Raw genomic sequence first — 24,480 nt, 5'->3', positions numbered from 1 at the left:
CGGCGGGTACCCGGTCGGCCCACGGGGCAAGGGGTCCGCGGGGGCGGGAGCCCCTACGTGAAGACGACCGTGCGGCGGCCGTTCAGCAGGATGCGGCGCTCCGCGTGCCATTTGACCGCCCGCGCCAGCGCCTGGCACTCGACGTCACGGCCGATGGCGACCAACTGCTCCGGGGTGACCTCGTGGCCGACCCGCTCGACCTCCTGCTCGATGATCGGGCCCTCGTCGAGGTCGGCCGTCACGTAGTGGGCCGTCGCGCCGATCAGCTTCACGCCCCGCGCGTGCGCCTGGTGGTAGGGCTTGGCGCCCTTGAAGCTCGGGAGGAAGGAGTGGTGGATGTTGATGATCCGGCCGCTCAGCTGCTTGCACAGGTCGTCCGACAGGACCTGCATGTACCGGGCGAGGACGACCAGTTCGACGTCCTCGGCGCGCACCAGCTCCAGCAGCTCCGCCTCGGCCTGGGCCTTGGTGTCCTTGGTGACCGGGATGTGGTGGAACGGGATGTCGTACGAGGCGACCAGTTCGGCGAAGTCGGTGTGGTTGGAGACCACGGCCACGATGTCGACCGGCAGCGCGCCGATCCGCGTGCGGAACAGCAGGTCGTTCAGGCAGTGCCCGAACTTCGACACCATGAGCACGACGCGCATGCGCTCGTCGGCCCGGTTGATGTGCCAGTCCATCGCGAAGGAGTCACCGACCGCCGCGAAGCTCGCGCGCAGCTTGTCGACCGTGACCGGGGCCTCGGCCGAGAAGTGGACCCGCATGAAGAACAGGCCGGTGTCCCGGTCCCCGAACTGCTGACTGTCCTCGATGTTGCAGCCGGTGATGAACAGGTAACTCGAAACGGCGTGCACGATGCCCTGCTTGTCCGGGCAGGAGAGCGTGAGGACGTACTGGTCGGTCATCCTGGCAGGATGCCACATTCGGGGCGGGCGGCAGGACGCCGGTCCGTCACACGGACCGGGTCATGATCCGCAGTACGTCCAGCGAGCGCGGCGGCACGTCGGGGTCCTCGCCGTCGTTGACGGCCAGCCGTACGTGGGCGTCGCGGGCGGCCCGTACGGCCTCCGGCCAGCCGTGGTGACCCATGTACGCGGAGACCGGGGCGTCCGGGCCGACCTGGTGCATGATCCGCAGCACCCGCAGCACCGCGACGTCGACGAGCGCGGCCTCGCCCGAGTCCCTGAATATGGTGCCGACGTACTTCTCGGCGGACCAGTTGTCCAGCCAGGTGTCCTCGACCAGCCGGTACACGGCGTCGGTGACGTCCCCGTAGCCCTCCAGACCCGCCAGCCAGCACTCCTGGTGGAAGACGGGGTCGGAGAGCATGTGCAGCGCCGAACGCACGTTGGCGCGCCAGCGCCACCACGGCATGTCTGTGAGCGGCATGCCGCCCATGGTGGAGGAGCGACGGCCGCGACGGGAAGAGTTCACGGAAGCTGACACGTCTCGATCGTACGGTCCGGCGCGGACCCGGCCGACCGGCCCCCGTAATTCACCGCGGTGTCACCCAGCGTTGAACCGGCCTCACTCCCGCGTTACCCATGGGGCGGAATTGTGCATGCCCATGACCGGTAAAGGCAGGCGACGCCTTCCCTCCCCCTCCTCCCTCCTCAGGACCGCGGCGGTGCTCGGCTCGGCCTGTCTGCTGACCGGGTGCGGAGTCCTCCCTGGAGCCACGGGGGGCTCCAGGGAACCCATCACCGTCATGACCTGGGCGCCCGACAACACCCGTGCGACCAACATGCCCGGGATGCCCGCCATGGGGCAGGCGTACGCCCGCTGGATCAACGCCCGGGGCGGCATCAACGGCCACGAGCTGCGGGTGCTCACCTGCAACGAGGGCAACGAGCCCATGGCCGCCGCCGCGTGCGCCCGGCGCGCGGTCCAGGAGGGCGTGGTCGCCGTCGTCGGCTCGTACAGTCACAACGGCCGGGCCTTCATGCCCCCGCTGGAAGCCGCCAACATCCCGTACATCGGCGGGTACGGGCTCACGGACGACGAGTTCCGCAGCCCCGTCTCCTATCCCGTCAACGGCGGCCAGGCCGCGCTGCTGGCCGGCAACGGCATCCAGCTCGCCGACTCGTGCGACCGGGTCTCGCTCGTACGGCCCGACACCCTCACCGGCGCCGACCTGCCCCAGATCCTCAACACCGGCCTCGCCCAGGGGCACCACCGCACCGCCATCGACATCCCGGCCGCCGACGACGCCGGCGAGTACACCGCGGAGGCCCGGCAGGCCCGCGAGAAGGCCGGGGAGAAGGGTGGCTGCGTCACCGCCGCGCTCGGCGAGCACACCGCGAACTTCTTCGACTCCTTCCGCCGGCTCCCGGACGACGGCAAGGACGTCAAGGTCTCCTCCGTCCTCGGCAGCGTCGACCAGCCGCTGATCGACCGCACCGGCGGCGCGAACGGCCCCTTCGAGGGGGCCTATCTCACCGGCTGGTACCCCGACGCGGGCGACCCGCGCTGGGAGCCGATGAAGCAGGTGCTCCGGGAGCACGCCTTCGCCGACAACCGGATCGACCCGGCCGACACCGGCGTCCAGACCACGTGGATCGCGTACACGGTCCTGCGGGAGGTCGTCGAATCGCTCGGCGACCAGAAGATCACCTCGGGCCTCATCGGCCAGGCGCTCCACCGCGGGGTGCGGGTGGACACCGGCGGCCTCACCCCGCCGCTGCGCTGGCGCTGGGAGGACATGCTGGGCACGCCCGGCACCCCGAGGGCGGTCAACAGCGAGGTCACCTTCCAGGTGGTGCGGAAGGGACGGCTGGTGGCGCAGAAGGAAGGCTTCGTGGACGTCGGCCCCACGCTCCGCAGGGCCGCCGCCCACTAGGGCGTGACGAGCCTCCACCCGCCCGGCCGAGCCGGCCGCCGGGCGTCGCGAGCGCGGCGCGACCGGGGCCGCCGGGCGTCGCGAGCCCGGCGCGACCGGGCGTCGCCCCTCGGGGCGGCCGGGTCAGAGCTGGGCCGGCTGGCGCGGGGTCAGCCCGTAGGTGCCCGCGATGCCGTTCCAGAGGCCCGACGCCTCCCTCTTCGCGGCCGTCGCCTCGCCGCTCGCCCTGTTGCCCTGGGCGAACTCGTCCGTGCTGCGCGCCTTCCCGCCCTTGCAGCCCTTCTTGCCCTTGACCTCGACGGCCCAGGCCGCGTAGTGGTCGTCGGCCGAGGCCGACGCCTGCCAGGCCCTGGTCAGCGCGGCGCTCAGGGCCGCGTGGTCCGGCAGCCTGTCGACGGACAGGCCCTGGAGGCGGGTCACCAGCTCCCGGCGCTGGCCGGCGGCGCCGCGCAGGTCCGCGGCGGCCTGGTCGAGGCCCTGGCACTTCTTGATGTTCTCGACCGAACGGATCACCGCCTCGCGGCTGTTGTTGCTGTCCGCGAGGAGCTTGTCGAGGGCCTCGGCCTGCGCCCTGGCCGGGTCCGGGGCGGCCTGCGAGCCCCCCGCGCCGGGGGTCGGCGAGCTGGCGGCCGCGACACCGGCCTTGTCGGTCGGGCCCTTCGGCTCCTCCTCGCCGCCGCTGAGCAGGGCGCCCGCGCCCAGCCCGAGGACGGTGCACCCGATGACGACGGCGGCGATCAGCGGCAGCTTCGACGACCGGCGCTGCGCCGGCTCCTGGTACTGCCGCGCGGGCTGGGCCGGCTGCTGCGCGTGCGGTGCCCGGCGCGGCCGGTGCGCCTGCGGACCCGGCGGCTGGGCCCCGACCGGGGGCATGTGCTGCGTGGCGGCGGCGTCGTCGCGGAACAGGCTGTCGAACTCGGCCGGCGGCTGCCGGTCGCCGGGTGCCCCGGGGCGTATCCCGAAGGGCGCGCCCGACGGCTGCGGCGGGACGGGCGGGAGGTACTGCGTGGCGTCCTCGTCGCGGGCGGCGGCGGCCGGCCGGTTGCCGAGGAACCGCGTCGACTCGGCGGGGCTCTCCGGCGGCACCGGCGCGGGCATGGGCCCCGCGCCCGGGGCGGCGACGGGCGGGAGGTACTGGGTGGCGTCGGCGTCGCCGCCGCCCGACGGGACCTCGGGCGGCAGCGGCTGGGCGGCGGCGGCCCCGTACCCCTGGCCCTGCGGGTACTGCTGCTGAGGCGCCTGCGCCTGGTACGGCTGCTGGTGCTGCTGGGCGTGCTGCTGGTACGGCTGCTGAGCCTGCTGCTGGTACGACTGCTGGTGCTGCTGCTCGTACGACTGCTGGTGCTGCTGCTGGTGCTGCTGGTACGCCGGGGCCTGCTGGTCGTACGGGCCCGGCTGCTGCGCCTGCTGTTGCTGGTGCGCCTGCTGCTGGTGCGCCTGCTGCTGGTGCGCCTGCTGCTGGTGCTGCTGCCCGTCCGGAGGGCCCCAGGAGCCGCCCCACGGCCGGCCCCCGGACGGCCCGGCATCTGCCGCGCCCCGGGTGTCGCTGCCCTCGGCGGGCAGCACGACACCCTCGTGCGCGGGCCTCGCCGCGGGAAGGTGCGGCTCTGGGCCCTGTCCGCTCTGCGTCACCGGGACTCCTACGTGTGAACCTGTAAACCTACGGAAGCGTCGGCTCACGCTACCGGGTGACGAGGAGCCCGCGCACACGTGTGTGGTGGCGGTAACAGAACCTCCCCCACGGCGCCGGTGGGACGGGGCGCCCTAGGCGGCCTGGAGCTCCAGCCGGGCGCCGAACTCCCGCACCGCGGGCTCGTTCGCGTACGGCTCCAGGCGCTGTTGCAGGTCGTCCAGGTACTCCGCGCCTCTCGACGACCGCAGGGTGCCCAGCAGTTCGGCCGCGCGGGTGCCCGTCTCACAGGCGGCCTCCACCTCCCGCTGCTGGACCTGCGCCGTGGCCAGCAGCACCAGGCCGATCGCGCGCCGCCGCGCCCGCGTCCGGGGATGCCCGTCCAGCGCCTCGGTCGCCGCCCGCGCCGCCTCCTCGGGCCGGCCCAGGTCCCGGTAGCAGTGGGCCAGTTCGTCCGCCAGGTACGCCCGGTCGAAGTGGGCGATCCACGCCGGCTCGTCGCCCGACCCCGGGTCGCCCCGGTCCATCGCCGCCACCGCCCGCGCCGCCACCTCCTGGCATGTGCGCAGGTCGCCGAGCAGGGCGTGCCCGCGCGCCTCGGCCGCCAGGAACATCGCCTCGGCGCGCGGCGGGACGTGCCCGCGCGCCCCTTCCTGCGCCGCCCGCGCCAGCTGCGCGATCTCCCGCGGGTTGCCCAGCTGGGCCGCCAGGTGGCTCATGGAGGCGGCCAGTACGTACCCGCCGTACCCGCGGTCGCCGGCCGCCTGCGCGAGCCGCAGCGCCTGGATGTAGTACCGCTGCGCCAGACCCGGTTGCCCGGTGTCCACCGCCATGTACCCGGCCAGCTCCGTCAGACGGGCCACCGCGGCGAAGAGCCGGCGGCCCACGGTGTCCCGGTAGGAGCCGGACAGCAGCCCCGACACCACGCTGTTGAGGTAGTGCACCACGACGGGCCGCACGTGCCCGCTGCCGAACCGGTGGTCCAGATCGACCAGCGCCGCCGTCATCGCCTGTACGGCCTCGACGTCGGCCATCCCGACACGCGACCCCGCCTGCCGGGCGACCTGCGGGTCGGCGGCCGTGATCAGCCAGTCCCGGCTGGGCTCGACCAGCGCGGAGGCGGCCACCGTCGAGCCGGACAGGAAGTCCCGCCGCCCCACGTCGCTGCGCCACAACTCGCAGACCTGCTCGATGGCGCCGAGCACGGTCGGCGAGAACTGCAGGCCCACGCCGGACGCGAGGTTCTTGCCGTTGGCCATGCCGATCTCGTCGATCGTGACGGTCCGGCCCAGCTTGCGGCCGAGGGCCTCGGCGATGATCCCCGGCGCCCGCCCGCGCGGCTGCTGACCGCGCAACCAGCGGGCCACCGACGTCTTGTCGTATCGCAGGTCGAGTCCGCGCTCCTGCCCGACCATGTTCACCCGGCGGGCGAGCCCGGCGTTGGAGCACCCTGCTTCCTGGATGAGAGCCTGCAGCCGTTCGTTCGGCTGACGGGCGACGAGCGGCCTCGCTGCCATGACTACCCCCTGTTGCCGCGGTGATCAGTCCTGCTGATCACTGCCCGGCTGATATGCGGAGAATGCAGAAGTTGACCTGCGAATACTGACGAGCCCGACGAACCCCGAGGAATCCGGTGAACGACGGTGTGGAGCACGCACAGTTACCGAAGTGAGCGGAAAGCACCGGAACGGCTGGTCCCGTGCCAGGTGTTGACGAAGACCGACGGGTCGTACGAGGAACACCGGCACACCGTGTGATGGCGAGTGTCCGCCACTTTTCCACCTCCCCCGACAGTGGCTACCCGGGCTCCGCTCCCGGCGCCCATGCGCGCCCCCGTCCGTGCTTCCATGCGCCCCGGATGCCGAATCGATGCTCCTCGGCCTCCCTTCCCGCGCCCCGTAACCCCCGGTGGGCAGGGAAGTTGAGTCCTTTCGTGGAAGAGACCATCGGAGTCACGGAAGCCGCACAGATCCCCAAGCAGCGCGGCGAACAGCTGCTGGACAGTGCCGTGCGGTACGCGGAAGAGCGGCACTGGGACGTGTTCCCCGGCACCTGGCTGGAGGCGGTCGACGGCACGGCGCGGTGCTCGTGCGGCGACACCGCCTGCCCCGCGCCGGGGGCGCACCCGGCCCGGCCGGACTGGGCGACGCAGGCGACCGGCAGTGCCGTGGCGGCGCGCCGGCTGTGGGGGAAGCAGCCCCGGGCGTCCGTCCTGCTCCCCACGGGCCGCACGTTCGACGCGCTGGACGTCCCGGAGGCGGCGGGGTTCCTGGCGCTGGCGCGGATGGAGCGGATGGACCTGACGCTCGGCCCGGTCACCTGCACCCCGGACCGCCGGATGATGTTCTTCGTCCTGCCGGGTGCCGCCGCCAAGGTGCCGGACCTGGTGCGCAAGCTGGGATGGTCGCCGAGCGGTATCGACCTGGTGGCCCGGGGCGAGGGGATGTACGTGGCCGCCCCGCCGACCCGGGTGGGCGGGTACGGCGCGGTGCAGTGGGCGCGCCACCCCACGCCGGCGAACCGGTGGCTCCCGGACGTCGAGGAGCTGATCTGCCCGCTGGCGTACGCGTGCGCCCGGGAGGCGGCGGACGCCCGCGCCAGGCAGTCCTGAACGCCGTGCCGCGCGGGGCCGACCGGCTCCGCCGGGCCGCGCCGGGGGCGCCGCTCAGCAGGGGCTGACGTCCTCCAGGAAGGGCGTCAGGGCGGCGCGCCAGCCCTCCGGCTGGTCGTAGTGGACGAGATGGCCGGCGTCCGGCACCTCGGCGTACCGCCCCCGGGGGAGGACCCGCACCATCTCCTGGGCCTCCGCGCGGCCCAGTTCGCCGTCGAGGCCACGGACCACGAGGGTGGGGCAGCGGACCTGGCCCAGCGAGTCCCAGTGGGCGTCGTAGACCCAGGTCTCGCGGGACGTGAGCATCCGGCGGCGGGAGAACAGCGGCCGCCAGCCGTCCGGCCCCTCGGCCATGACCTCGGCGAAGAACGCGCCGCGAGCCGGGTTGGGGCGCTCCACCCGCGGGTCGTCCTCGCCGAACCACTTCCGTACGTCGGCGAGCGTGGCGAACGGCAGCGGCCAGGACCGGAACCAGTCCTCCCACTCCCGCTGCGAGGCGGCACCCAGGGCGGAGGCCCGCATGTCGCAGATGACCAGGGCCCGTACGAGGTCGGGGCGCTCCGCGGCGAGCTGCCAGGCCGTCAGGGCGCCCATGGAGTGGCCGATGAGGGTGACCGGGGCGAGGCCGAGCTGCTCGACCGCGGCCGCGGCGTCGGCGACGTACGCCTCGCGGGTGTAGGGGCCTTCGGCGGGCTTGTCGCTGCGCCCGTGCCCGCGCTGGTCGAGCGCGACCGCGCGGTACCGCTCGGAGAGCCAGCGCGCGGTGGGGGCCCAGTGCGAGGCGCGGCCCATCAGCCCGTGCAGGAGGAGGACCCCGGGCGCCGGGTCGGCGTCACCGGCCGGCCGGTCCTTCGGCTGGTCGGCGAACTCCCAGGCGGCGAGGCGTAAGCCGTCGGCTCCGGTCAGGTCGATGCGTCGCACCATGTGTCCTGACACCCCCTTCTCTCACGTGCGCGAGTCAGACTATCGAACTTGCATTCGAAAAAGCGGTTCCGGCCCGCAACACCGCTCGTTCGAGTGACCCGGCTCAAGGATTGGCGGCCGTCGCCGAGGGGAGATCTTCATCGGGAGGCGGACCGCTCGGGGAAAAAGGTCCGAGGGGAAAGACCCTGAGAGCTCGGGGCTCCGGGTCAACACAGGGGAGGTCGGGCCCCGGCGCCGCGAGGCGCCGGGGTCCTCGCCCTGTTCAGGACGTCCCGGCGGGCGCATCAACCTGCTCCCTCCCCGGGCGCGGAGCGTGGGCCGCCGCCCGCTCAGGTCATATGCCTCAGCCAAGACTGGCACGGCGGTTGCCCGTGCGCTGCCAATCCGCTCGAAAGCGCGTTCCGCCCCCTCGGACGGCGCCCGGCTCGGCTCGCCCGCGTCCCGATCCCGCGTCGCGGCACGCCGGGGGCGGCCCTCAGCGGGCCCTCGCCCGCCAAGGGGCGAGCCTCGTCCGCCGCCGCGCCCGGGCGGGGCGTACCGCCATGGTCGCTCCCCCCGGGCGGCCGACAAGGGGGCTCTTCGCGGGCGGCCCGGCGGGGCGGCCCGGGCACCGGTCGCGGCCGGGAGACGGGCCGGACGGGGGGCGGTCCGGACGGGGGGCGGTCCGGGACCCGGCCGGCCGGGGCGTCAGCGCTTGGCGACGAAGACGTGCGACGCGACGTCCGCGCCGAGCTCCGCGGCCTCGCCGCTGCTGCCGACCAGCACGCCGCCCGGCGACTCCGTGACGCTCACCACCGAACCGGGCTGCACGCCCGCGCGGCGCAGGGTGTACATCAGCTGGGCGTCCGTCTGGATCGGCTCGCCGATCCGGCGCACCACCACGGTCTTGCCCTCGGGGCCCGCGTCCAGCTCGGCCAGCGACACCATGCCCTCGTCCAGGAACGCCTCGGACCCCGCCTCCTCGCCCAGCTCCTCCAGGCCCGGGATCGGGTTCCCGTACGGCGACTCGGTGGGGTGCCGCAGCAGCTCCAGCACGCGGCGCTCCACCGCCTCGCTCATCACGTGCTCCCAGCGGCACGCCTCGGCGTGGACCTGCTCCCACTCCAGGCCGATCACATCGACCAGCAGGCATTCGGCCAGCCGGTGCTTGCGCATCACGCGCGTGGCCAGGCGGCGTCCCTCGTCGGTCAGCTCCAGGTGCCGGTCGCCCGCGACGGTCACCAGACCGTCCCGCTCCATCCGGGCGACCGTCTGGCTGACGGTCGGCCCGCTCTGGTCCAGCCGCTCGGCGATGCGGGCGCGCATGGGCACCACACCTTCCTCTTCGAGCTCGAGGATGGTGCGGAGATACATCTCCGTGGTGTCGATCAGTCCGGACATTCGTGCCCCTCGAGATATTCGTGCGCTGGCCCTGACTCAATTCTTGCGCATCGCGCCGACAACCGTGCCGCGCCGTGGACGAGCCGGTATTGACAGAGCAATGGTCCAGACCGCAACGTGATCCGCGACACGGAGAGAAGGGGCCTGACGCCATGCCTGACACCAGCGGTGAGAGCAAGCTGGCCGGACGGTTCTTCGACGCCGCGATCGCCCTGCTCCAGCGTGTGCGCGACGAGGAGGCACCGGGCATCGCCGCCGCCGGCGAGGCCATCGCCGACACCGTCGCCGGGGGCGGCCGGCTCTTCGCGTTCGGCGCCGGCCACTCCTCCCTCGCCGCCCAGGACGTGGTGTACCGGGCCGGCGGACTGGCGCTGGTGAACCTGCTCGCCGTACCGGGCGTGGTCGGCGTCGACGTCATGCCGGCCACGCTGGGATCGGCCCTGGAGCGGGTGGACGGCCTGGCCGGCGCGGTCCTCGACTCCTCACCCGCCAGGGCCGGCGACGTGCTGATCGTCGTCTCGCTGTCCGGTCGCAACGCGCTGCCCGTCGAGATGGCGATGAACGCCCGCGCGCTCGGCCTGAAGGTCATCGGCGTGACGTCGGTGGCGTACGCGCGGGAGACGAAATCCCGCCATGTGTCGGGCACCTTCCTCAAGGACCACTGCGACGTCGTCCTGGACTCCAAGATCGCCGTCGGTGACGCGGAACTCACCCACGAGGGTGTCGAGGCGCCGTTCGCTCCGGCGTCCACGGTCGTCACCAGCGCCCTGATGCAGGCGGTGATGGCGGCCGCCGCCGAGGCCCTGGTGGCGCGCGGCATCGAACCGCCGCTGCTGCGCTCGGGCAACGTCGACGGCGGCCACGAGTGGAACGGCCGCGTGATGAGCGAGTACGCGGACCGGATCTTCTTCCGCCACTAGGGTCCGTCTTTCGGGTCGGGCCGGGTGAGGCTGCATCGGGCCTGATCGGGCCGGATCGGGCCGGATCAGGGGGCGGGGTCCGGTGCGCGGGGACGCGAGGCGGAGGAGGGAGCCTCCCGACGGGGGCCATCGGCGACCGACGACAACGCGGCGGACGCGCGTGCCGGGGCACGCGAGCCCGGCAGGGTGCGGAGGACCGGCCCTGGGGACGGCACCCGCTCCCGGCGCGCGCACCGCCGCCCGCCCGGGACGGCGCCCGGCGCCGCTCATCCCCCGGCCGCGCCCGCCAGGTCGACCGCCGCCGCCACGCGCGCGGCGACGCTCTCGGCGTAGACCGCGTCCGGGCGCTCGAAGGCCGGGCGGTTGCCGGAGCGCAGGAAGGTCACCACGCCCACCGTCCGGCCCCGGCTGCGGAGCACCGCGCACAGCGCGTGCGCCGCCTCCCGAGGCCACTGCCGCTCGACCGCCCAGTCCTCCGACGAGGCGCTCGCCCGCACGGAACCCAACCGGTCCACCGCCTGGAGGGCGGGGTGCCCCGCCGCGTACCGGACCGGGATGCCGGCGCCGGCCGGACGGGCCACCGGCCCGGGCGCACCGGCCGGGGAGGCGACCGCCCGGACGAGGCGCTCGCCCTCGGCCAGGTCCACCAGGGCGTGGTCGGCGAAACCGGCCAGCGCGAAGTCCAGGTGGACGGCCGCCGCCTCCATGGGGTCCTCGCACTCCGCGGCCGCGTTGCCCGCCCGGTGCAGCTGACTGGTCCGGAACCGCAGCCGGTCGGCCTCCCGCTCCGCCAGCTTGGCGTCCGTGACGTCCTGGAACAGCCACCCGATGCCCAGCGGCACCGGCTCCTCCGCGAGCGGTGACGCCAGCCGCAGGAAGCCGCTGCGCCAGCAGCGCCGCAGCTCCCCCTCCGGCGTCCGGAGCGTCACCCACAGCTCGACGAGGGCCCGGGGCGCGCCTTCGGCCAGTACGTGGTGGAGGGCGCCCTCCAGTTCCTCCACGCCCTGCACGACCAGCTCCCCGAGCGGCCGGCCCAGCAGCGAGGTACGGGAGGCGCCCAGGGCCCGCGCGGCGTGGGCGTTGACCACGGTGGGGCGGAGGTCCACGTCGACGAGGACGACGCCCCAGGAGGCGTCGTCGAAGAGGGCCTCGCTCAGGGCGATCGACCGCTCAAGGTCGATCTGGGCGTGCACCTCGCTGAAGGCGCAGTACACCCCGGCCGGTGCGCCGTCCGCGCCCCGCACCCCGGCCGACTGGGTCCGCACCAGCACCCGCCCGCCGTCCTTGCGGACGAGGGCGAACTCGTGCACCTGGCGGCCGGGCGCGTCCATGACGGCCATCAGACGGCGGTGGACGTCGCCGGCGTCGGCGCTGCGCACGGCCCACCCGGCGAACCCGCTGCGCCCGACGGCCTCCTCGGCGCTCCACCCGAGGATCCGCTCGGCCTCGCGGTTCCAGTGGGTGATCACCCCGTGGGCGTCGAACGCGCACAGCGCGGCGTCCATCCCGTCGAGCAGCGCGGCGAGCAGATCCGCCCCGGGCCCCAGGGCCTTCGCGGTCTCGCTCCTGGACGCACTCATCCCGGCACCCCCTGCAGGACGTGTACTCACGTGCATGTGCACGCCACCGGCCATTCAACTGGAACGTGACCCAGAGCACAGCCGGTTCCCGGAAATCACCCGGTGCGAAAAACCGGTTGTGGGGCGCGGGCGGGGTTCCTAGGGTGTGGAGCACACGAAGAAAGGAGGTGATCCGGAAGTGGTTTCTTTTCGGATGCGTGAGGTGACTGCGGGCTGAGGCCCGTCGTCGCACTCTGTGCAATGTCGGCAGGCCTCCTGCCGCAATCCCAAGCAGTCACCGACCCGCGGGTTCGCCGGCACATCCGGCCGGCCTCTCCGTCAGGAGAGCCAGAGCCCGCGGGTTTCCGCTTGTCCGGACGGCGCCGGGGCCGCCCCGGCCGAACCGGCGAACCCCTGGTCCGGACGGCGCCGGCCCGGCGGCCCCCTCGCGCCCGCCGGCTTCCCCGGCTCCTAAGGCGCCAGCCGCTCGACCCGCCAGGCGGCTCCGCCCTCGCGCACGTACCGCAGCCGGTCGTGCAGGCGGTTCTCGTGGCCCTGCCAGAACTCGACCGTCGCGGGCGCGACCCGGAACCCGCCCCAGTGCGGCGGGACGGGCACCTGCTCGCCCTCCGGGTAGCGGGCCGCGAGTTCCTCGTACCGGGCGAGCAGCTCCGCGCGTGAGGCGATCACGGAGGACTGCTCGCTCGCCCAGGCGCCGAGCTGGGAGCCGTGCGGGCGGGTGCGGAAGTAGGCGGCCGTCTCGTCCCGGCCGACGCGGCTCGCGGTCCCGGTGACGAGCACCTGGCGGGCGACGGGGTGCCAGGGGAAGAGGAGCGAGACGTGCGGGTTGGTCTCCAGCTCCACGCCCTTGCGGGAGCCGTAGTTGGTGAAGAAGACGAACCCTCGTTCGTCGTAGTGCTTCAGCAGCACCGTCCGCGAGGAGGGCCGGCCGTCGGGCGTGGCGGTGGAGACGACCATGGCGTTGGGCTCGGTGATCGCGTCGCTGTCGGCGGCCTGCGCGAACCACCGGGCGAACTGCTCCATCGGCTCGGCCGCGAGGTCCGCCTCCACGAACTCGGCGGTGCGGTACTGCTCGCGCATGTCGGCGGGATCGAGAGCTGCTGGGTCGAGAGCGTCTGTCACAGGGCCATCCTGCCGCAGCGGCCCAGTCTGCCCGGCACCGCGTGCCACTAATCTCCCTGACCGGTTCGGCGGAGTGTGCCGGATGTCACGCTTCCCCGCATCGGGTGAACCCGACAGACTCTTGGGCTGGGTCACTGTTCCCTCCCTACGACGGTGAGGACGACCACCAGCCTTACGGGGCATCACCGCATCACCCGGAAGACACCCCGACCTGCCGCACACCTCACGAGGAGCCGCCTGATGTCCGACTTCGTACCCGGACTCGAAGGAGTCGTCGCGTTCGAGACGGAGATCGCCGAACCGGACAAGGAGGGCGGCGCCCTGCGCTACCGGGGCGTCGACATCGAGGACCTGGTGGGTCAGGTCTCCTTCGGCAACGTCTGGGGCCTGCTGGTCGACGGGGCGTTCAACCCCGGCCTGCCGCCCGCCGAGCCGTTCCCGATCCCGGTGCACTCCGGTGACATCCGCGTCGACGTCCAGTCCGCGCTCGCCATGCTGGCACCCGTGTGGGGCCTGAAACCGCTCCTCGACATCGACGTGGAGGAGGCCCGCCACGACCTGGCGCGCGCCGCCGTCATGGCGCTGTCGTACGTCGCCCAGTCGGCGCGCGGACAGGGCCTTCCGATGGTCCCGCAGAGCGAGATCGACAAGGCGGAGTCGGTCGTCGAGCGGTTCATGATCCGCTGGCGCGGTGAGCCGGACCCCAAGCACGTCAAGGCCGTCGACGCGTACTGGACGTCCGCCGCCGAGCACGGCATGAACGCCTCCACCTTCACCGCCCGCGTCATCGCCTCCACCGGCGCGGACGTGGCCGCCGCCCTGTCGGGTGCCGTCGGCGCCATGTCGGGCCCGCTGCACGGCGGGGCGCCGTCCCGCGTGCTCGGCATGATCGAGGAGATCGAGCGCACCGGGGACGCCGGCGCCTACGTCCGCCAGGCCCTCGACAAGGGCGAGCGCCTGATGGGCTTCGGCCACCGCGTCTACCGCGCCGAGGACCCGCGCGCCCGCGTGCTGCGGCGCACCGCCAAGGAGCTCGGCGCACCGCGCTTCGAGGTCGCCGAGGCGCTGGAGAAGGCCGCGCTGGAGGAGCTGCACAACCGCCGCCCCGACCGCGTCCTGGCGACGAACGTGGAGTTCTGGGCCGCGATCATGCTGGACTTCGCGGAGGTCCCGGCGCACATGTTCACGTCCATGTTCACCTGCGCCCGCACGGCCGGCTGGTCGGCGCACATCCTGGAGCAGAAGCGCACCGGCCGCCTGGTCCGGCCCTCGGCGCGGTACGTGGGCCCGGGCCCGCGCAGCCCGCGCGAAGTCGCCGGTTACGAGGACATCGCCGGCTGACACCGAAGGCGCCGCACCCCGCGCGGGGCGCGGCGCCTTCGTCGTACGGCCGGTCAGCCCAGCGCCTGGTCCAGCAGGGCCGCCCACTGGGCCACCACCCGCTCGCGGCGCGCGGTGTCGTCGGTGAGGAGGTTCGCCAGGCCCAGGCCGCGTGCCATGTCCAGCAGGCCCTGGACCGTTTCGCGGACCCCGGGCCCCGACTCGTCGGCGCCCAGCAGCTCGACGGCGATGCGGTGCGTCTCGCGGCCGACCCGGGCCTCCAGCTCCGTGACCCGGGGGCGCAGCTGCTCCTCGTCGGAGGCGGCCACCCACAGGTGCAGGGCCGCCCGGAACAGCGGGCCGGTGTAGAGGTCGACCAGCGCGGCGACGACGGCGGCGCGGTCCTGGCCGGGCAGAGCGCGCAGCGCCTGGGAGCGTTCCTCGGCGACGTACTCGACCGCCGCCGTGAACAGGTCCTCCCGCGTCGGGAAGTGGTGCTGCGCCGCGCCCCGGGAGACGCCGGCGCGTTCGGCGACGACGGAGACGGTCGAGCCCGCCCAGCCGTGTTCCGCCAGGCAGGCGACGGCCGCCGCGAGGAGCCGCTGCCGGGTGGCCCGGCTGCGGTCCTGCTTCGGCTCCTTCGCGGCAGTCGTCACACCACCCATGCAGGGTCCCGTCGTTCGATGAAGGCCGTCATCCCCTCGCGTGCCTCCGCCGAGGCGAAGAGCGAGGCCGAGCGCTGCACGAGGTCCTCCGCGTCGCGCTCGAAGCTCTCCAGCACCCTAGCCGTGACCAGCCTCTTGGCCTCCGCCAGCCCCTGCGGCGAGGCCCGCCGCAGCCCGTCCAGCACGGGGTCGAGCGCCGCGTCCACGTCCTGGCCGACCACGGTGACCAGTCCGATCCTGGCCGCCTCGGCCGCGTCGAACCGCTCCCCGGTGAGGCAGTAGCGGGCGGCGGCCCTCGGGTCGAGGCGGGGCAGCAGGGTCAGGGAGATCACCGACGGCGCCACCCCGATCCGCACCTCCGTCAGGGCGAAGTCGACGCCCGCCGACGCCGCCACGATGTCGCACGCCCCGAGGATGCCCAGCCCGCCGGCCCGCACGTGCCCGGTGACCCGGGCCACCACCGGTTTGGGCAGCTCCACGATCGCCCGCAGCAGGGCCACGAACGTGTACGGGCTGGGCGGTGCCTTCAGGTCGGCGCCCGCGCTGAACGTGGACCCGGCGTGGGTGAGCACCACCGCCCGTACCGCCGGGTCCTTGCCGCACGCCTCCAGGGCCCCCGCCAGCTCGCGGACCAGCCGCGCCGACAGGGCGTTGCGGTTGTCCGGTGAGTCCAGCGTCAGGGTGGTGATGCCCCGCTCGTGCGCGGTGGTGACGAGACTCGTCATGCGCCTTCCCGCTCCCTCAGTTCGCGCCGGAGGATCTTTCCCGACGCCGCCCTCGGCACGCCCTCGATGAACTCGACGCGCCGGATCTTCTTGTACGGGGCGACCTTCCCCGCCACGAAGGCGATGATGTCGTCGCCGCTCAGGTCGTTCGCCCCGGGCTGCCGGACGACGTACGCCTTGGGGACCTCGTTGCCGTCCCCGTCGTACACGCCGATCACCGCCGCGTCCGCGACCGACTCGTGGGTCAGCAGCAGCGCCTCCAGCTCGGCCGGGGCGACCTGGAAGCCCTTGTACTTGATCAGTTCCTTGACCCGGTCGACGATGAACAGCCACCCGTCCTCGTCGACCCGCCCCACGTCCCCGGTGTGCACCCAGCCGTCGGAGTCGATCATCGCGGCGGTCGCGTCGGGGCGGCCCAGGTATCCCTTCATGACCTGGGGACCCCGGATCGCGATCTCGCCCTCCTCGCCGGGGGCGGCGTCCTCGGCGGGGTCGTCCAGGGACAGCAGCCGCATCTCGGTGTTGGGCAGCAGCCTGCCCACCGTGCCGGGCGGGGGGTCGGTGGCGTCCAGGGGCACGACGTGCGTGCCGGGCGACAGCTCCGTCATGCCGTACGCCTGGCGCACCGGCGGCAGGCCGAGGCGGGTCGAGCAGGCGTCGGCCAGCCGGGCGTCCAGCGGGGCGGCGGCGCTGACGACGTACTCCAGCGACGACAGGTCGTAGCGCTCGACCGCCGGGTGCTTGGCGAGCGCCAGGACTATCGGCGGGGCGACGTACAGGGCGTTGATGCGGTGCTTCTCGATCGCCGCGAGGAACTGGTCGAGCGCGAAGCGGGGCAGGACGACGACGGTGGCGCCCTGCCGCAGGGGCGCGTTCATCAGGGCGGTGAGCCCGTATATGTGGAAAAAGGGCAGAACGGCCAGGACGCGGTCGCCCCGGCCCATGGGGATGGTCGGCTCCAGCTGGGCGAGGTTGGTGGCGATGGAGCGGTGGGTGAGCATGACGCCCTTGGGGACGCCGGTGGTGCCCGAGGAGTACGGCAGGGCGGCGAGGTCCTCGTCCGGGTCGATGGTGACGGCCGGTTCCGGGGCGGTGCAGCCGAGCATGTCCAGGACGGACCGGTGTCCCGGGGCCTCGTCGCACACGAAGATCTCGGCGACGCCGCCCGCCAGCTCGGCGGCCCGCCGCGCGACGGAGAGGAGCGGCGAGACGGTGACGATCCAGCGGGCGGAGGAGTCCCGCAGCTGCTTGGCGAGCTCCTCGGGGGTGGCCAGCGGGTGGACGGTGGTGACGGCGGCCCCCGCGCGCGTGGCGGCGTAGAACACGACCGGGTAGGCCACCGTGTTGGGGCTGTGCAGGGCGAGGACGTCGCCCTTGCGCAGCCCCGCCTCGGCGAGCGCGGCGGCGATCCGGCGGTGGTACGTGTCGAGCTGCCCGTAGGTGAGGGTCAGGTCGCCCGCCCCGTCGACGAGGGCGACCTCGTCGGGGTGCGCGGCGGCCGGCCGGGCCAGCACCGCGTCGTGGATGGGGAGGGAAACGGTCGGGACGTCCGCGTACGCGCTGTGGAACACCATCACGGCTCCTGTCGGTACGGCTGCTGTCGGCGGGTCAGTACGACTTGGGCAGGCCCAGGGTCTGGTGGGACACGTAGTTCAGAATCATTTCCCGGCTCACCGGAGCGATGCGTGCCACACGCGACGCGGTGATGAGCGAGGCGAGGCCGAACTCGCGGGTGAGGCCGTTGCCGCCGAGGGTGTGCACGGACCGGTCGACCGCCCCGACGCACGCCTCGGCGGCGGCGTACTTGGCCATGTTGGCGGCCTCTCCGGCGCCGGTGTCGTCGCCCGCGTCGTAGAGGTGGGCGGCCTTCTGCATCATCAGCCGGGCCAGCTCCAGCTCGATGTGGGACTGGGCCAGCGGGTGGGCGATGGCCTGGTGGGAGCCGATGGGGGCCTTCCAGACCTGCCGCTCCCCGGCGTACGCGACGGCTCGCCCGAGCGCGTACCGACCCATGCCGACGGCGAACGCGGCGGTCATGATCCGCTCGGGGTTCAGCCCGGCGAACAGCTGGAGGAGTCCGGCGTCCTCCTCGCCCACCAGCGCGTCGGCGGGCAGCCGCACGTCGTCGAGGGTCAGCTCGAACTGCTTCTCGTGGGCGTCGAGTTCCATGTCGATCCGCCGCCGCCCGAAGCCGGGGGCGTCGCGCGGGACGACGAACAGGCAGGGCTTGAGCTTCCCCGTCCGGGCGTCCTCGGTGCGCCCGACGACGAGCGTGGCGTCGGCGATGTCGACACCGGAGATGAACACCTTGCGGCCGGTGAGGACCCAGTCGTCCCCGTCGCGGCGGGCGGTGGTGGTGATCCGGTGGGAGTTGGAGCCCGCGTCGGGCTCGGTGATGCCGAACGCCATGGTGCGGCTGCCGTCGGCGAGGCCCGGGAGCCAGCGGGCCTTCTGCCCTTCGGTGCCGAACCGGGCGATGACGGTGCCGCAGATGGCGGGCGAGACGACCATCATCAGCAGCGGGCAGCCCGCCGCGCCCAGCTCTTCCAGCACGATGGACAGTTCGGCCATGCCGCCGCCCCCGCCGCCGTACTCCTCGGGCAGGTTGACGCCGAGGTAGCCGAGCTCGCCGGCCTCCTGCCACAGGGCCTCGCGGTCGTGCGCGCGTCCGTGACGGCGGCCGAGGGCGGCGACGGCCGTGCGGAGCGCCCGGTGCTCTTCGGTCTCGATGACGGTGCTCATCGCGCTGTCTCCTCTTCGGTCGACTCTTCTACGACGGCGAGCAGGGCTCCGACCTCGACCTGGCGGCCGGGGACGGCGTGGAACGCGGTGAGCGTGCCGGCGGCGGGGGCGGTGACGCGGTGCTCCATCTTCATCGCCTCCAGCCAGACGAGCGGCTGCCCGGCCTCGACGCGGTCGCCGGGCCCGACGCCGGCGACCCGGACGACGGTGCCGGGCATGGGCGCCAGCAGTGAGCCGGGCGCGGCACGCTCCGCCGGGTCGGTGAACCGGGGGTGGTCGGTCAGCCGGTACGCGGCGCCCGGCGTGTCCACGTGCACGGTGCCGTCGCCGTACGCGGCCACCGCGAAGCGGCGGACGACGCCGTCCACGTCGAGGCTCACGCACGCGGGTGAGACGTCCACCACGCGCGCGTGCGGGTGCGAATCGACGGTGAACCCGCCGTCCCGGGTGGGCCGGTAGCGCACCTCGTGGTCGCCGTACCGGGCGGTGCGCGGCTGCGACGGGACGTTGCGGAAGGCGCCGAAGCGGCCGGAGCGGCGGGACGCGGCGGCGAGGGCGGCGGCGACGGCCGCCTCGGGCTCGCCGGGCGCAGGCGCGGTCAGCGCGGGGAGGTGCCGCTCGTAGAACCCGGTGTCGAGGCGCCCCGCCACGAAGTCCGGGTGCCGCAGCGACGCCACGAGCAGGTCCCGGTTGGTGACCGGGCCGTGCACCCGGGCGCGGGCGAGGGCGTGGGCCAGCCTGCGGACGGCCTCCTCGCGGGTGGGCGCGTGGGCGACCACCTTGGCGAGCATGGCGTCGTAGTGGACGCCGACGGTGTCGCCGGCGCCGTACCCGGCGTCGACGCGGAGCCCGTCGCCCGGCGGGACGTCCAGGGCGTGCAGGGCGCCGGTCTGCGGGGCCCAGTCGCGGGCCGGGTCCTCGGCGTACAGCCGGGCCTCCACGGCGTGGCCCGCCGGGGCGGGGGGCTCCGGGGGAAGGGCGGCGCCCTCGGCGATCCGCAGCTGGTGGGCGACCAGGTCGAGGCCGAAGACGGCCTCCGTGACGGGGTGTTCGACCTGGAGCCGGGTGTTCATCTCCAGGAAGTACGCCCGGTCGCCGGCGACCAGGAACTCGACGGTGCCCGCGCCGACGTACCCCACCGCCCGCGCGGCGGCCACCGCCGAGGCGTGCAGGGTCTCCCGGAGGGCGGCGCCCAGACCGGGCGCCGGCGCCTCCTCGATCACCTTCTGGTGCCTGCGCTGGAGCGAGCAGTCGCGGGTGCCGAGCGCCCACACCGTGCCGTGCGCGTCGGCCAGCACCTGCACCTCGACATGCCGGCCGCGCTCGACGTACGGCTCCGCGAACACCTCGCCGTCGCCGAACGCCGACCGTGCCTCGGCGGTCGCCGCCGCCAGCTCGCCCGGCAGCGCCGCCAGGTCGCGCACGATCCGCATGCCCCGGCCACCGCCGCCCGCCGCCGCCTTGAGCAGCAGCGGCAGGTCCGCTTCGGTGGCCCCCGACGGGTCGACGGGGGTCAGGAGCGGTACGCCCGCCGCCGCCATGAGCTCCTTGGCGCGGGTCTTGGACGCCATCGCGTCGATGGCCTTCGGCGGCGGCCCGATCCAGGTCAGGCCCGCGTCGGTGACGGCCCGCGCGAAGCCGGCGTTCTCGGAAAGGAACCCGTAACCCGGGTGCACCGCGTCGGCGCCCGCCGCGAGGGCGGCCCGCACGATCAGGTCGCCGCGCAGGTACGTGTCCGAGGGCGCCGCCCCCGGCAGGCGTACCGCCGCGTCGGCCTCGCGGACGTGCGGGGCGCCCGCGTCGGGGTCCGCGAACACCGCGACCGTGCCGATGCCGAGCGCGCGGCACGTGCGGAACACCCGTCGGGCGATCTCGGCCCGGTTGGCGACAAGGACGGAAGAGATCATGGAGTGGTCCTCACATCCGGAAGACGCCGAAGCCGCCGCGCGCGCCTTCGACCGGGGCGGTGTGGATCGCCGACAGGCACAGTCCGAGGACGGTGCGGGTGTCGCGCGGGTCGATCACGCCGTCGTCGTACAGCCGCCCCGACAGGAACATCGGCAGGGACTCCGACTCGATCTGCCGCTCCACCATGGCGCGCAGCGCGGCGTCGCCCTCGTCGTCGTACGGCTGCCCCTTGGCGGCGGCCGAGGCGCGGGCGACGATCGACAGGACGCCGGCGAGCTGCTGGGGGCCCATGACGGCGGACTTGGCGCTGGGCCAGGCGAACAGGAAGCGGGGGTCGAACGCGCGGCCGCACATGCCGTAGTGCCCGGCGCCGTACGACGCGCCCATGAGGACGCTCAGGTGCGGGACCTTCGAGTTGCTCACCGCGTTGATCATCATGGCGCCGTGCTTGATGATGCCGCCCTGCTCGTACTCCTTGCCGACCATGTAGCCGGTGGTGTTGTGCAGGAAGAGCAGGGGGATGTCCCGCTGGTTGGCGAGCTGGATGAACTGCGCCGCCTTCTGCGACTCGGCGGAGAACAGCACCCCTCGCGCGTTGGCGAGGATCCCGACGGGATAGCCGTGCAGGGACGCCCAGCCGGTGGTGAGCGAGGGCCCGTACAGCGGCTTGAACTCGTCGAAGTCGGAGCCGTCGACGATCCGGGCGATGACCTCGCGCGGGTCGAAGGGCTCCTTCAGGTCGCCGGGCACGATCCCGAGGAGCTCCTCGGGGTCGTACGCGGGTGGTGCGGCCGGGGCCGGATCGGGGTGCGCCTTGCGGTGGTTGAGGCGGGCGACGATCCGGCGGGCCTGGCGGATCGCGTCGGCCTCGTCGACGGCGTAGTGGTCGGCGAGCCCGGACACGCGCGCGTGCATCCCGGCGCCGCCGAGGGACTCGTCGTCGCTCTCCTCGCCGGTGGCCATCCTCACCAGCGGCGGGCCGCCGAGGAAGACCTTCGACCGCTCCTCGATCATCACCGTGTGGTCGGACATGCCGGGGACGTACGCGCCGCCCGCGGTGGAGTTGCCGAAGACGACCGCGACGGTGGGGACGCCGGCGGCGGACAGCCGGGTGATGTCGCGGAAGAGCGCCCCTCCGGGGATGAAGATCTCCTTCTGGGACGGCAGGTCGGCGCCGCCCGACTCGACGAGGGCGACGCACGGCAGGCGGTTGGCGTAGGCGATCTCGTTGGCGCGCAGCGCCTTCCTCAGCGTCCAGGGGTTGGACGCGCCGCCGCGCACGGTCGGGTCGTTGGCGGTGATCAGGCACTCGACGCCCTCGACGACCCCGATGCCGGTGACGATCGACGCGCCCACGGGGTAGTCGCTGCCCCAGGCGGCGAGCGGGGACAGTTCCAGGAACGGGGCGTCGGGGTCGAGGAGCAGCTCGACGCGTTCGCGGGCGAGGAGCTTGCCGCGCCCGCGGTGCCGCTCGGTGTACTTCGCGCCGCCGCCGGCGAGCGCCTTGGCGTGCTCGGTCTCCAGCTCGGCGAGTCTGGCGAGCATGGCCTCGCGGTGGGCGGCGTAGTCGGGCCCGGCGGTGTCGAGGGCGGTGGGGAGGACGGTCACAGCAGGGCCTCCGGGATGTCGAGGTGGCGGGCGCGCAGCCATTCGCCCAGCGCCTTGGCCTGGGGGTCGAACCGGGCCTGGGCGGCGACGCCTTCGCCCAGCAGGCCGGTGACGGTGAAGTTCAGCGCACGCAGGTTCGGCAGGACGTGCCGGACGACCTCCAGCTCGCGGGCCTCCGGGACGAGCTCCCGGAACCGCTCGGTGGTCAGCGTGTGGGCGAGCCAGCGCCACGCCTCCCGCGTGGGCGCCCACACGCCGGCGTTGGCGTCGCCGCCCTTGTCGCCGCTTCTGGCCCCGGCGACCAGCCCGAGCGGGGCGCGGCGCACCGGGCCGGGCGGGAGGGGCTCGGGGAGGGGCGGCTCGGGGACGGGCTCCAGGGCCTTCGTGCGCCCCGCCGGCGGGATCACCTCCCGCTCGCCGTCCGGGAGTACGGCGGTGTGCGTGACGGCGCCCGGGTCGGCGTACCCGGCCTCGAACACGCCGTAGGGCGCGCCCTTGCCCGGCGGGGCCGTCACATGGAAGCCGGGGTAGCTGCCGAGGGCCAGCTCGACGGCGGCGCCGCTGACGGCCCGGCCGACCGCGTCGGGGTCGGTGTCCCGGACGACCAGCCGCAGCAGGGCGCTGGCCGTCTCCTCGGTCGCCGCGTCCGGCCGGTCGGTGCGGGCCAGCTCCCACCGCACCTCGGCGGGCCGCACCGGGCAGGTGTCCTCCCACTGCTCGCGCACCAGCCGCGCCTTGGCCTCGACGTCGAGTCCCGTCAGGACGAACACGACCTCGTTGCGCCAGCCACCGAACCGGGTCAGCGCGGCCTTCAGCGCCGGGGGCGGCGGCTCGCCCCGTACGCCGGAGATCCGCACCCGGTCGGGGCCGTCGGGGTCCAGGCGGACGGTGTCGAGCCGGGCGGTGACGTCGGGTCCCGGGTACCGCGCGCCCGCCGTCTCGTACAGCAGCTGCGCGGTGACCGTGCCGGTGTCGACGACCCCGCCGGTGCCGTCGTGCTTGGTGACGACGGCGGACCCGTCCTCGTGGACCTCGGCGAGCGGGAAGCCGGGGCGGCGCACGTCGTGGCGGGTGAAGAACGCGTAGTTGCCGCCCGTCGCCTGTGTGCCGCACTCCAGGACGTGCCCGGCGACCACCGCGCCCGCCAGCCGGTCGTACTCCTCGGGCCCCCACCCGAACCACCAGGCCGCCGGCCCGCTGACCAGCGCCGCGTCCGTGACCCGCCCGGTGACCACCACGTCCGCCCCGGCGCGCAGGCTCGCGGTGATGCCCCCGCCGCCGAGGTAGGCGTTGGCCGTCAGCGCCCCTTCCGGCACCGGCAGCTGGTCGCCCTCCACGTGCGCGACGCGCACCCCCGGCAGGCCGAGGCGTTGGGCGAGGGCGCGCAGGGCACCGGCGAGACCGGCCGGGTTGAGCCCGCCGGCGTTGGCCACGATCCTCACGCCCCGGTCGTGGGCGAGCCCGAGGCCCTCCTCCATCTGGCGCAGGAAGGTCTTGGCGTAGCCGAGTCCCGGGTCCTTCAGGCGGTCCCGGCCGAGGATGAGCATGGTGAGTTCGGCGAGGTAGTCGCCGGTCAGGACGTCGAGGTCGCCACCGGTGAGCATCTCGCGCACGGCGCCGGAGCGGTCGCCGTAGAAGCCGGAGGCGTTGCCGATCCGCAGCGGGCGCCTCACGCGGTCCCCTTGGCCGGGCGGCCGGCGCCCGCCGGTCCGGCGAAGGCCTGGGCGATGCCGAGCCACCGCTCGGCCTCGGGACCCTCCGCCCGTACCGCCACGTCGTCGCGGTGGGCCCGCTGGGTGACCAGCAGGCAGAAGTCGAGGGCCGGGCCGGTGATCCTCCCTGCGATCCCGGCGGGCGGGCCGGCGGCGGCGTCCTCGGGCCCGTACGTCCACAGGCTTCCGTCCGGGGCGGTGAGCTCGACGCGGAAGGGCGCGGCGGGCGGGGTGAGGCCCCGGACCGTGTAGGCGTGGTCGCGGGCCCGGACGCCGATCCAGGCGACGTGCCGGAGGCGGGCGGTGGGGACGCGGGTGACGCCGAGGGCGTCGGCGACGTCCTGTCCGTGGGCCCAGGTCTCCATCAGGCGGGCGGTCGCCATGGAGGCGGCGCTCATGGGCGGTCCGTACCAGGGGAAGCGGGCGCCGGAGGGTGCGGCGGCGAGGGCGGCGCGGAGGCGTTCCCGGCCGTCGCGCCAGCGGGCGAGGAGGGCCGGGGGCGGCTCGGCGGCGCCCGCTTCGGCCCCGGCGTCGACGAAGGTGTCCGGGGCCCCGAGCGCCTCCTCCGCGTGCCTCCGGAAGGCGTCGGCGTCGGTGACGGCGAGCAGGGCCGCGGTGTCGGTCCACGCCAGGTGGGCGATCTGGTGGGCGACGGTCCAGCGGGGCGCGGGGGTGGGGGCGGCCCAGCCGTCCGGTCCCAGGCCCGCGACCAGCAGGTCGAGCTCCTCGCTCTCCTCGCGCAGATCGTCCAGCAGGGCATCGGGCACGGGGGTGTCGGACACGGGGCGCTCCCT

20 protein-coding genes are annotated in these 24,480 nt (G+C 74.3%); 4 read left to right on the top strand and 16 right to left on the bottom strand.

Features of this window, described 5'->3' with window-relative positions:
• Positions 1–53 precede the first annotated feature (53 nt).
• A complete protein-coding gene (purU, locus tag IE109_RS09490) occupies positions 54–905 on the bottom strand; it encodes a formyltetrahydrofolate deformylase (protein WP_189550334.1) in 852 nt (283 codons plus the stop codon).
• A gap of 46 nt (positions 906–951) precedes the next feature.
• Positions 952–1,398, bottom strand: a complete 447-nt coding sequence (locus tag IE109_RS09485) for an SCO4402 family protein (RefSeq protein ID WP_444545558.1) — start codon at positions 1,396–1,398, stop codon at positions 952–954.
• A 169-nt stretch (positions 1,399–1,567) separates the two neighbouring features.
• On the opposite strand from IE109_RS09485, the gene IE109_RS09480 reads away from it, so the two are divergent.
• A complete protein-coding gene (locus IE109_RS09480; protein WP_189550569.1) occupies positions 1,568–2,839 on the top strand; it encodes an ABC transporter substrate-binding protein in 1,272 nt (423 codons plus the stop codon).
• A gap of 123 nt (positions 2,840–2,962) precedes the next feature.
• Here the strand turns inward: IE109_RS09480 and IE109_RS09475 are convergent, their stop codons facing one another.
• Entirely contained in the window at positions 2,963–4,471 is a 1,509-nt protein-coding gene (locus IE109_RS09475) for a hypothetical protein (protein WP_189550332.1), read from the bottom strand.
• A 132-nt stretch (positions 4,472–4,603) separates the two neighbouring features.
• On the bottom strand, positions 4,604–5,986 hold the full coding sequence (locus IE109_RS09470; protein ID WP_189550331.1) for an NsdA family TPR-like regulatory protein: 1,383 nt from the start codon (positions 5,984–5,986) through the stop codon (positions 4,604–4,606).
• A gap of 416 nt (positions 5,987–6,402) precedes the next feature.
• Here IE109_RS09470 and IE109_RS09465 point away from each other — a divergent pair, with 416 nt between their 5' ends.
• Complete coding sequence (locus tag IE109_RS09465; protein WP_229890816.1) at positions 6,403–7,080, top strand: bifunctional DNA primase/polymerase; 678 nt, start codon at positions 6,403–6,405, stop codon at positions 7,078–7,080.
• Positions 7,081–7,134: 54 nt separating this feature from the next.
• Here the strand turns inward: IE109_RS09465 and IE109_RS09460 are convergent, their stop codons facing one another.
• Both IE109_RS09460 and IE109_RS09455 read right to left on the bottom strand, forming a co-directional pair.
• The gene (locus IE109_RS09460) at positions 7,135–8,004 is read right to left on the bottom strand and encodes an alpha/beta fold hydrolase (RefSeq protein ID WP_189550329.1); all 870 of its coding nucleotides are present in this window, start codon (positions 8,002–8,004) and stop codon (positions 7,135–7,137) included.
• Positions 8,005–8,691: 687 nt separating this feature from the next.
• Positions 8,692–9,384, bottom strand: a complete 693-nt coding sequence (locus IE109_RS09455; RefSeq protein WP_189550328.1) for an iron-dependent transcriptional repressor DtxR — start codon at positions 9,382–9,384, stop codon at positions 8,692–8,694.
• 152 nt (positions 9,385–9,536) lie between these two features.
• On the opposite strand from IE109_RS09455, the gene IE109_RS09450 reads away from it, so the two are divergent.
• Positions 9,537–10,304: an SIS domain-containing protein gene (locus tag IE109_RS09450; protein ID WP_189550327.1), complete on the top strand. Its 768-nt coding sequence runs from the start codon at positions 9,537–9,539 to the stop codon at positions 10,302–10,304.
• A gap of 266 nt (positions 10,305–10,570) precedes the next feature.
• Here IE109_RS09450 and IE109_RS09445 read toward each other — a convergent pair whose 3' ends face one another.
• Both IE109_RS09445 and pdxH read right to left on the bottom strand, forming a co-directional pair.
• Positions 10,571–11,884, bottom strand: coding sequence for a PAS domain-containing protein (locus IE109_RS09445; protein WP_189550326.1), 1,314 nt, complete (start codon positions 11,882–11,884; stop codon positions 10,571–10,573).
• A 450-nt stretch (positions 11,885–12,334) separates the two neighbouring features.
• Positions 12,335–13,006: a pyridoxamine 5'-phosphate oxidase gene (gene pdxH, locus IE109_RS09440; RefSeq protein WP_229890813.1), complete on the bottom strand. Its 672-nt coding sequence runs from the start codon at positions 13,004–13,006 to the stop codon at positions 12,335–12,337.
• Between the two features lie 240 nt (positions 13,007–13,246).
• Between pdxH and IE109_RS09435 the strand changes: the two genes are divergently transcribed.
• Entirely contained in the window at positions 13,247–14,347 is a 1,101-nt protein-coding gene (locus IE109_RS09435) for a citrate synthase 2 (RefSeq protein ID WP_189550325.1), read from the top strand.
• A gap of 53 nt (positions 14,348–14,400) precedes the next feature.
• Here the strand turns inward: IE109_RS09435 and IE109_RS09430 are convergent, their stop codons facing one another.
• Genes IE109_RS09430 through IE109_RS09395 form a run of 8 tightly spaced genes read right to left on the bottom strand, consistent with a single transcriptional unit; the run spans position 14,401 to position 24,468 of the window.
• Complete coding sequence (locus tag IE109_RS09430) at positions 14,401–14,991, bottom strand: TetR/AcrR family transcriptional regulator (RefSeq protein WP_189550324.1); 591 nt, start codon at positions 14,989–14,991, stop codon at positions 14,401–14,403.
• The gene (locus tag IE109_RS09425; protein WP_189550323.1) at positions 14,979–15,716 is read right to left on the bottom strand and encodes an enoyl-CoA hydratase family protein; all 738 of its coding nucleotides are present in this window, start codon (positions 15,714–15,716) and stop codon (positions 14,979–14,981) included. Before IE109_RS09425 ends, IE109_RS09430 begins: the two co-directional genes overlap by 13 nt.
• Positions 15,713–17,290, bottom strand: coding sequence for a 4-coumarate--CoA ligase family protein (locus IE109_RS09420; protein ID WP_189550322.1), 1,578 nt, complete (start codon positions 17,288–17,290; stop codon positions 15,713–15,715). Before IE109_RS09420 ends, IE109_RS09425 begins: the two co-directional genes overlap by 4 nt.
• A 34-nt stretch (positions 17,291–17,324) precedes the next feature.
• Positions 17,325–18,458 (bottom strand): acyl-CoA dehydrogenase family protein, encoded by a 1,134-nt coding sequence (locus IE109_RS09415; RefSeq protein ID WP_189550321.1) that lies wholly within the window; start codon positions 18,456–18,458, stop codon positions 17,325–17,327.
• A complete protein-coding gene (locus IE109_RS09410; RefSeq protein ID WP_189550320.1) occupies positions 18,455–20,365 on the bottom strand; it encodes an ATP-binding protein in 1,911 nt (636 codons plus the stop codon). The genes IE109_RS09415 and IE109_RS09410 overlap by 4 nt, the downstream gene beginning before the upstream one ends.
• A gap of 10 nt (positions 20,366–20,375) precedes the next feature.
• Positions 20,376–21,974 (bottom strand): acyl-CoA carboxylase subunit beta, encoded by a 1,599-nt coding sequence (locus tag IE109_RS09405; RefSeq protein WP_189550319.1) that lies wholly within the window; start codon positions 21,972–21,974, stop codon positions 20,376–20,378.
• Positions 21,971–23,647, bottom strand: coding sequence for an acyclic terpene utilization AtuA family protein (locus IE109_RS09400; RefSeq protein WP_189550318.1), 1,677 nt, complete (start codon positions 23,645–23,647; stop codon positions 21,971–21,973). Before IE109_RS09400 ends, IE109_RS09405 begins: the two co-directional genes overlap by 4 nt.
• Entirely contained in the window at positions 23,644–24,468 is an 825-nt protein-coding gene (locus IE109_RS09395; protein ID WP_189550317.1) for a TIGR03084 family metal-binding protein, read from the bottom strand. The genes IE109_RS09400 and IE109_RS09395 overlap by 4 nt, the downstream gene beginning before the upstream one ends.
• Positions 24,469–24,480: the final 12 nt, after the last annotated feature.

This window comes from Streptomyces lavendofoliae (genome assembly GCF_014649735.1).
GTDB classification, from domain to species: Bacteria; Actinomycetota; Actinomycetes; order Streptomycetales; family Streptomycetaceae; genus Streptomyces; species Streptomyces lavendofoliae.
Note: the sequence above shows the minus strand (reverse complement) of the source record. Positions and strands in the feature narration are given on the sequence as shown.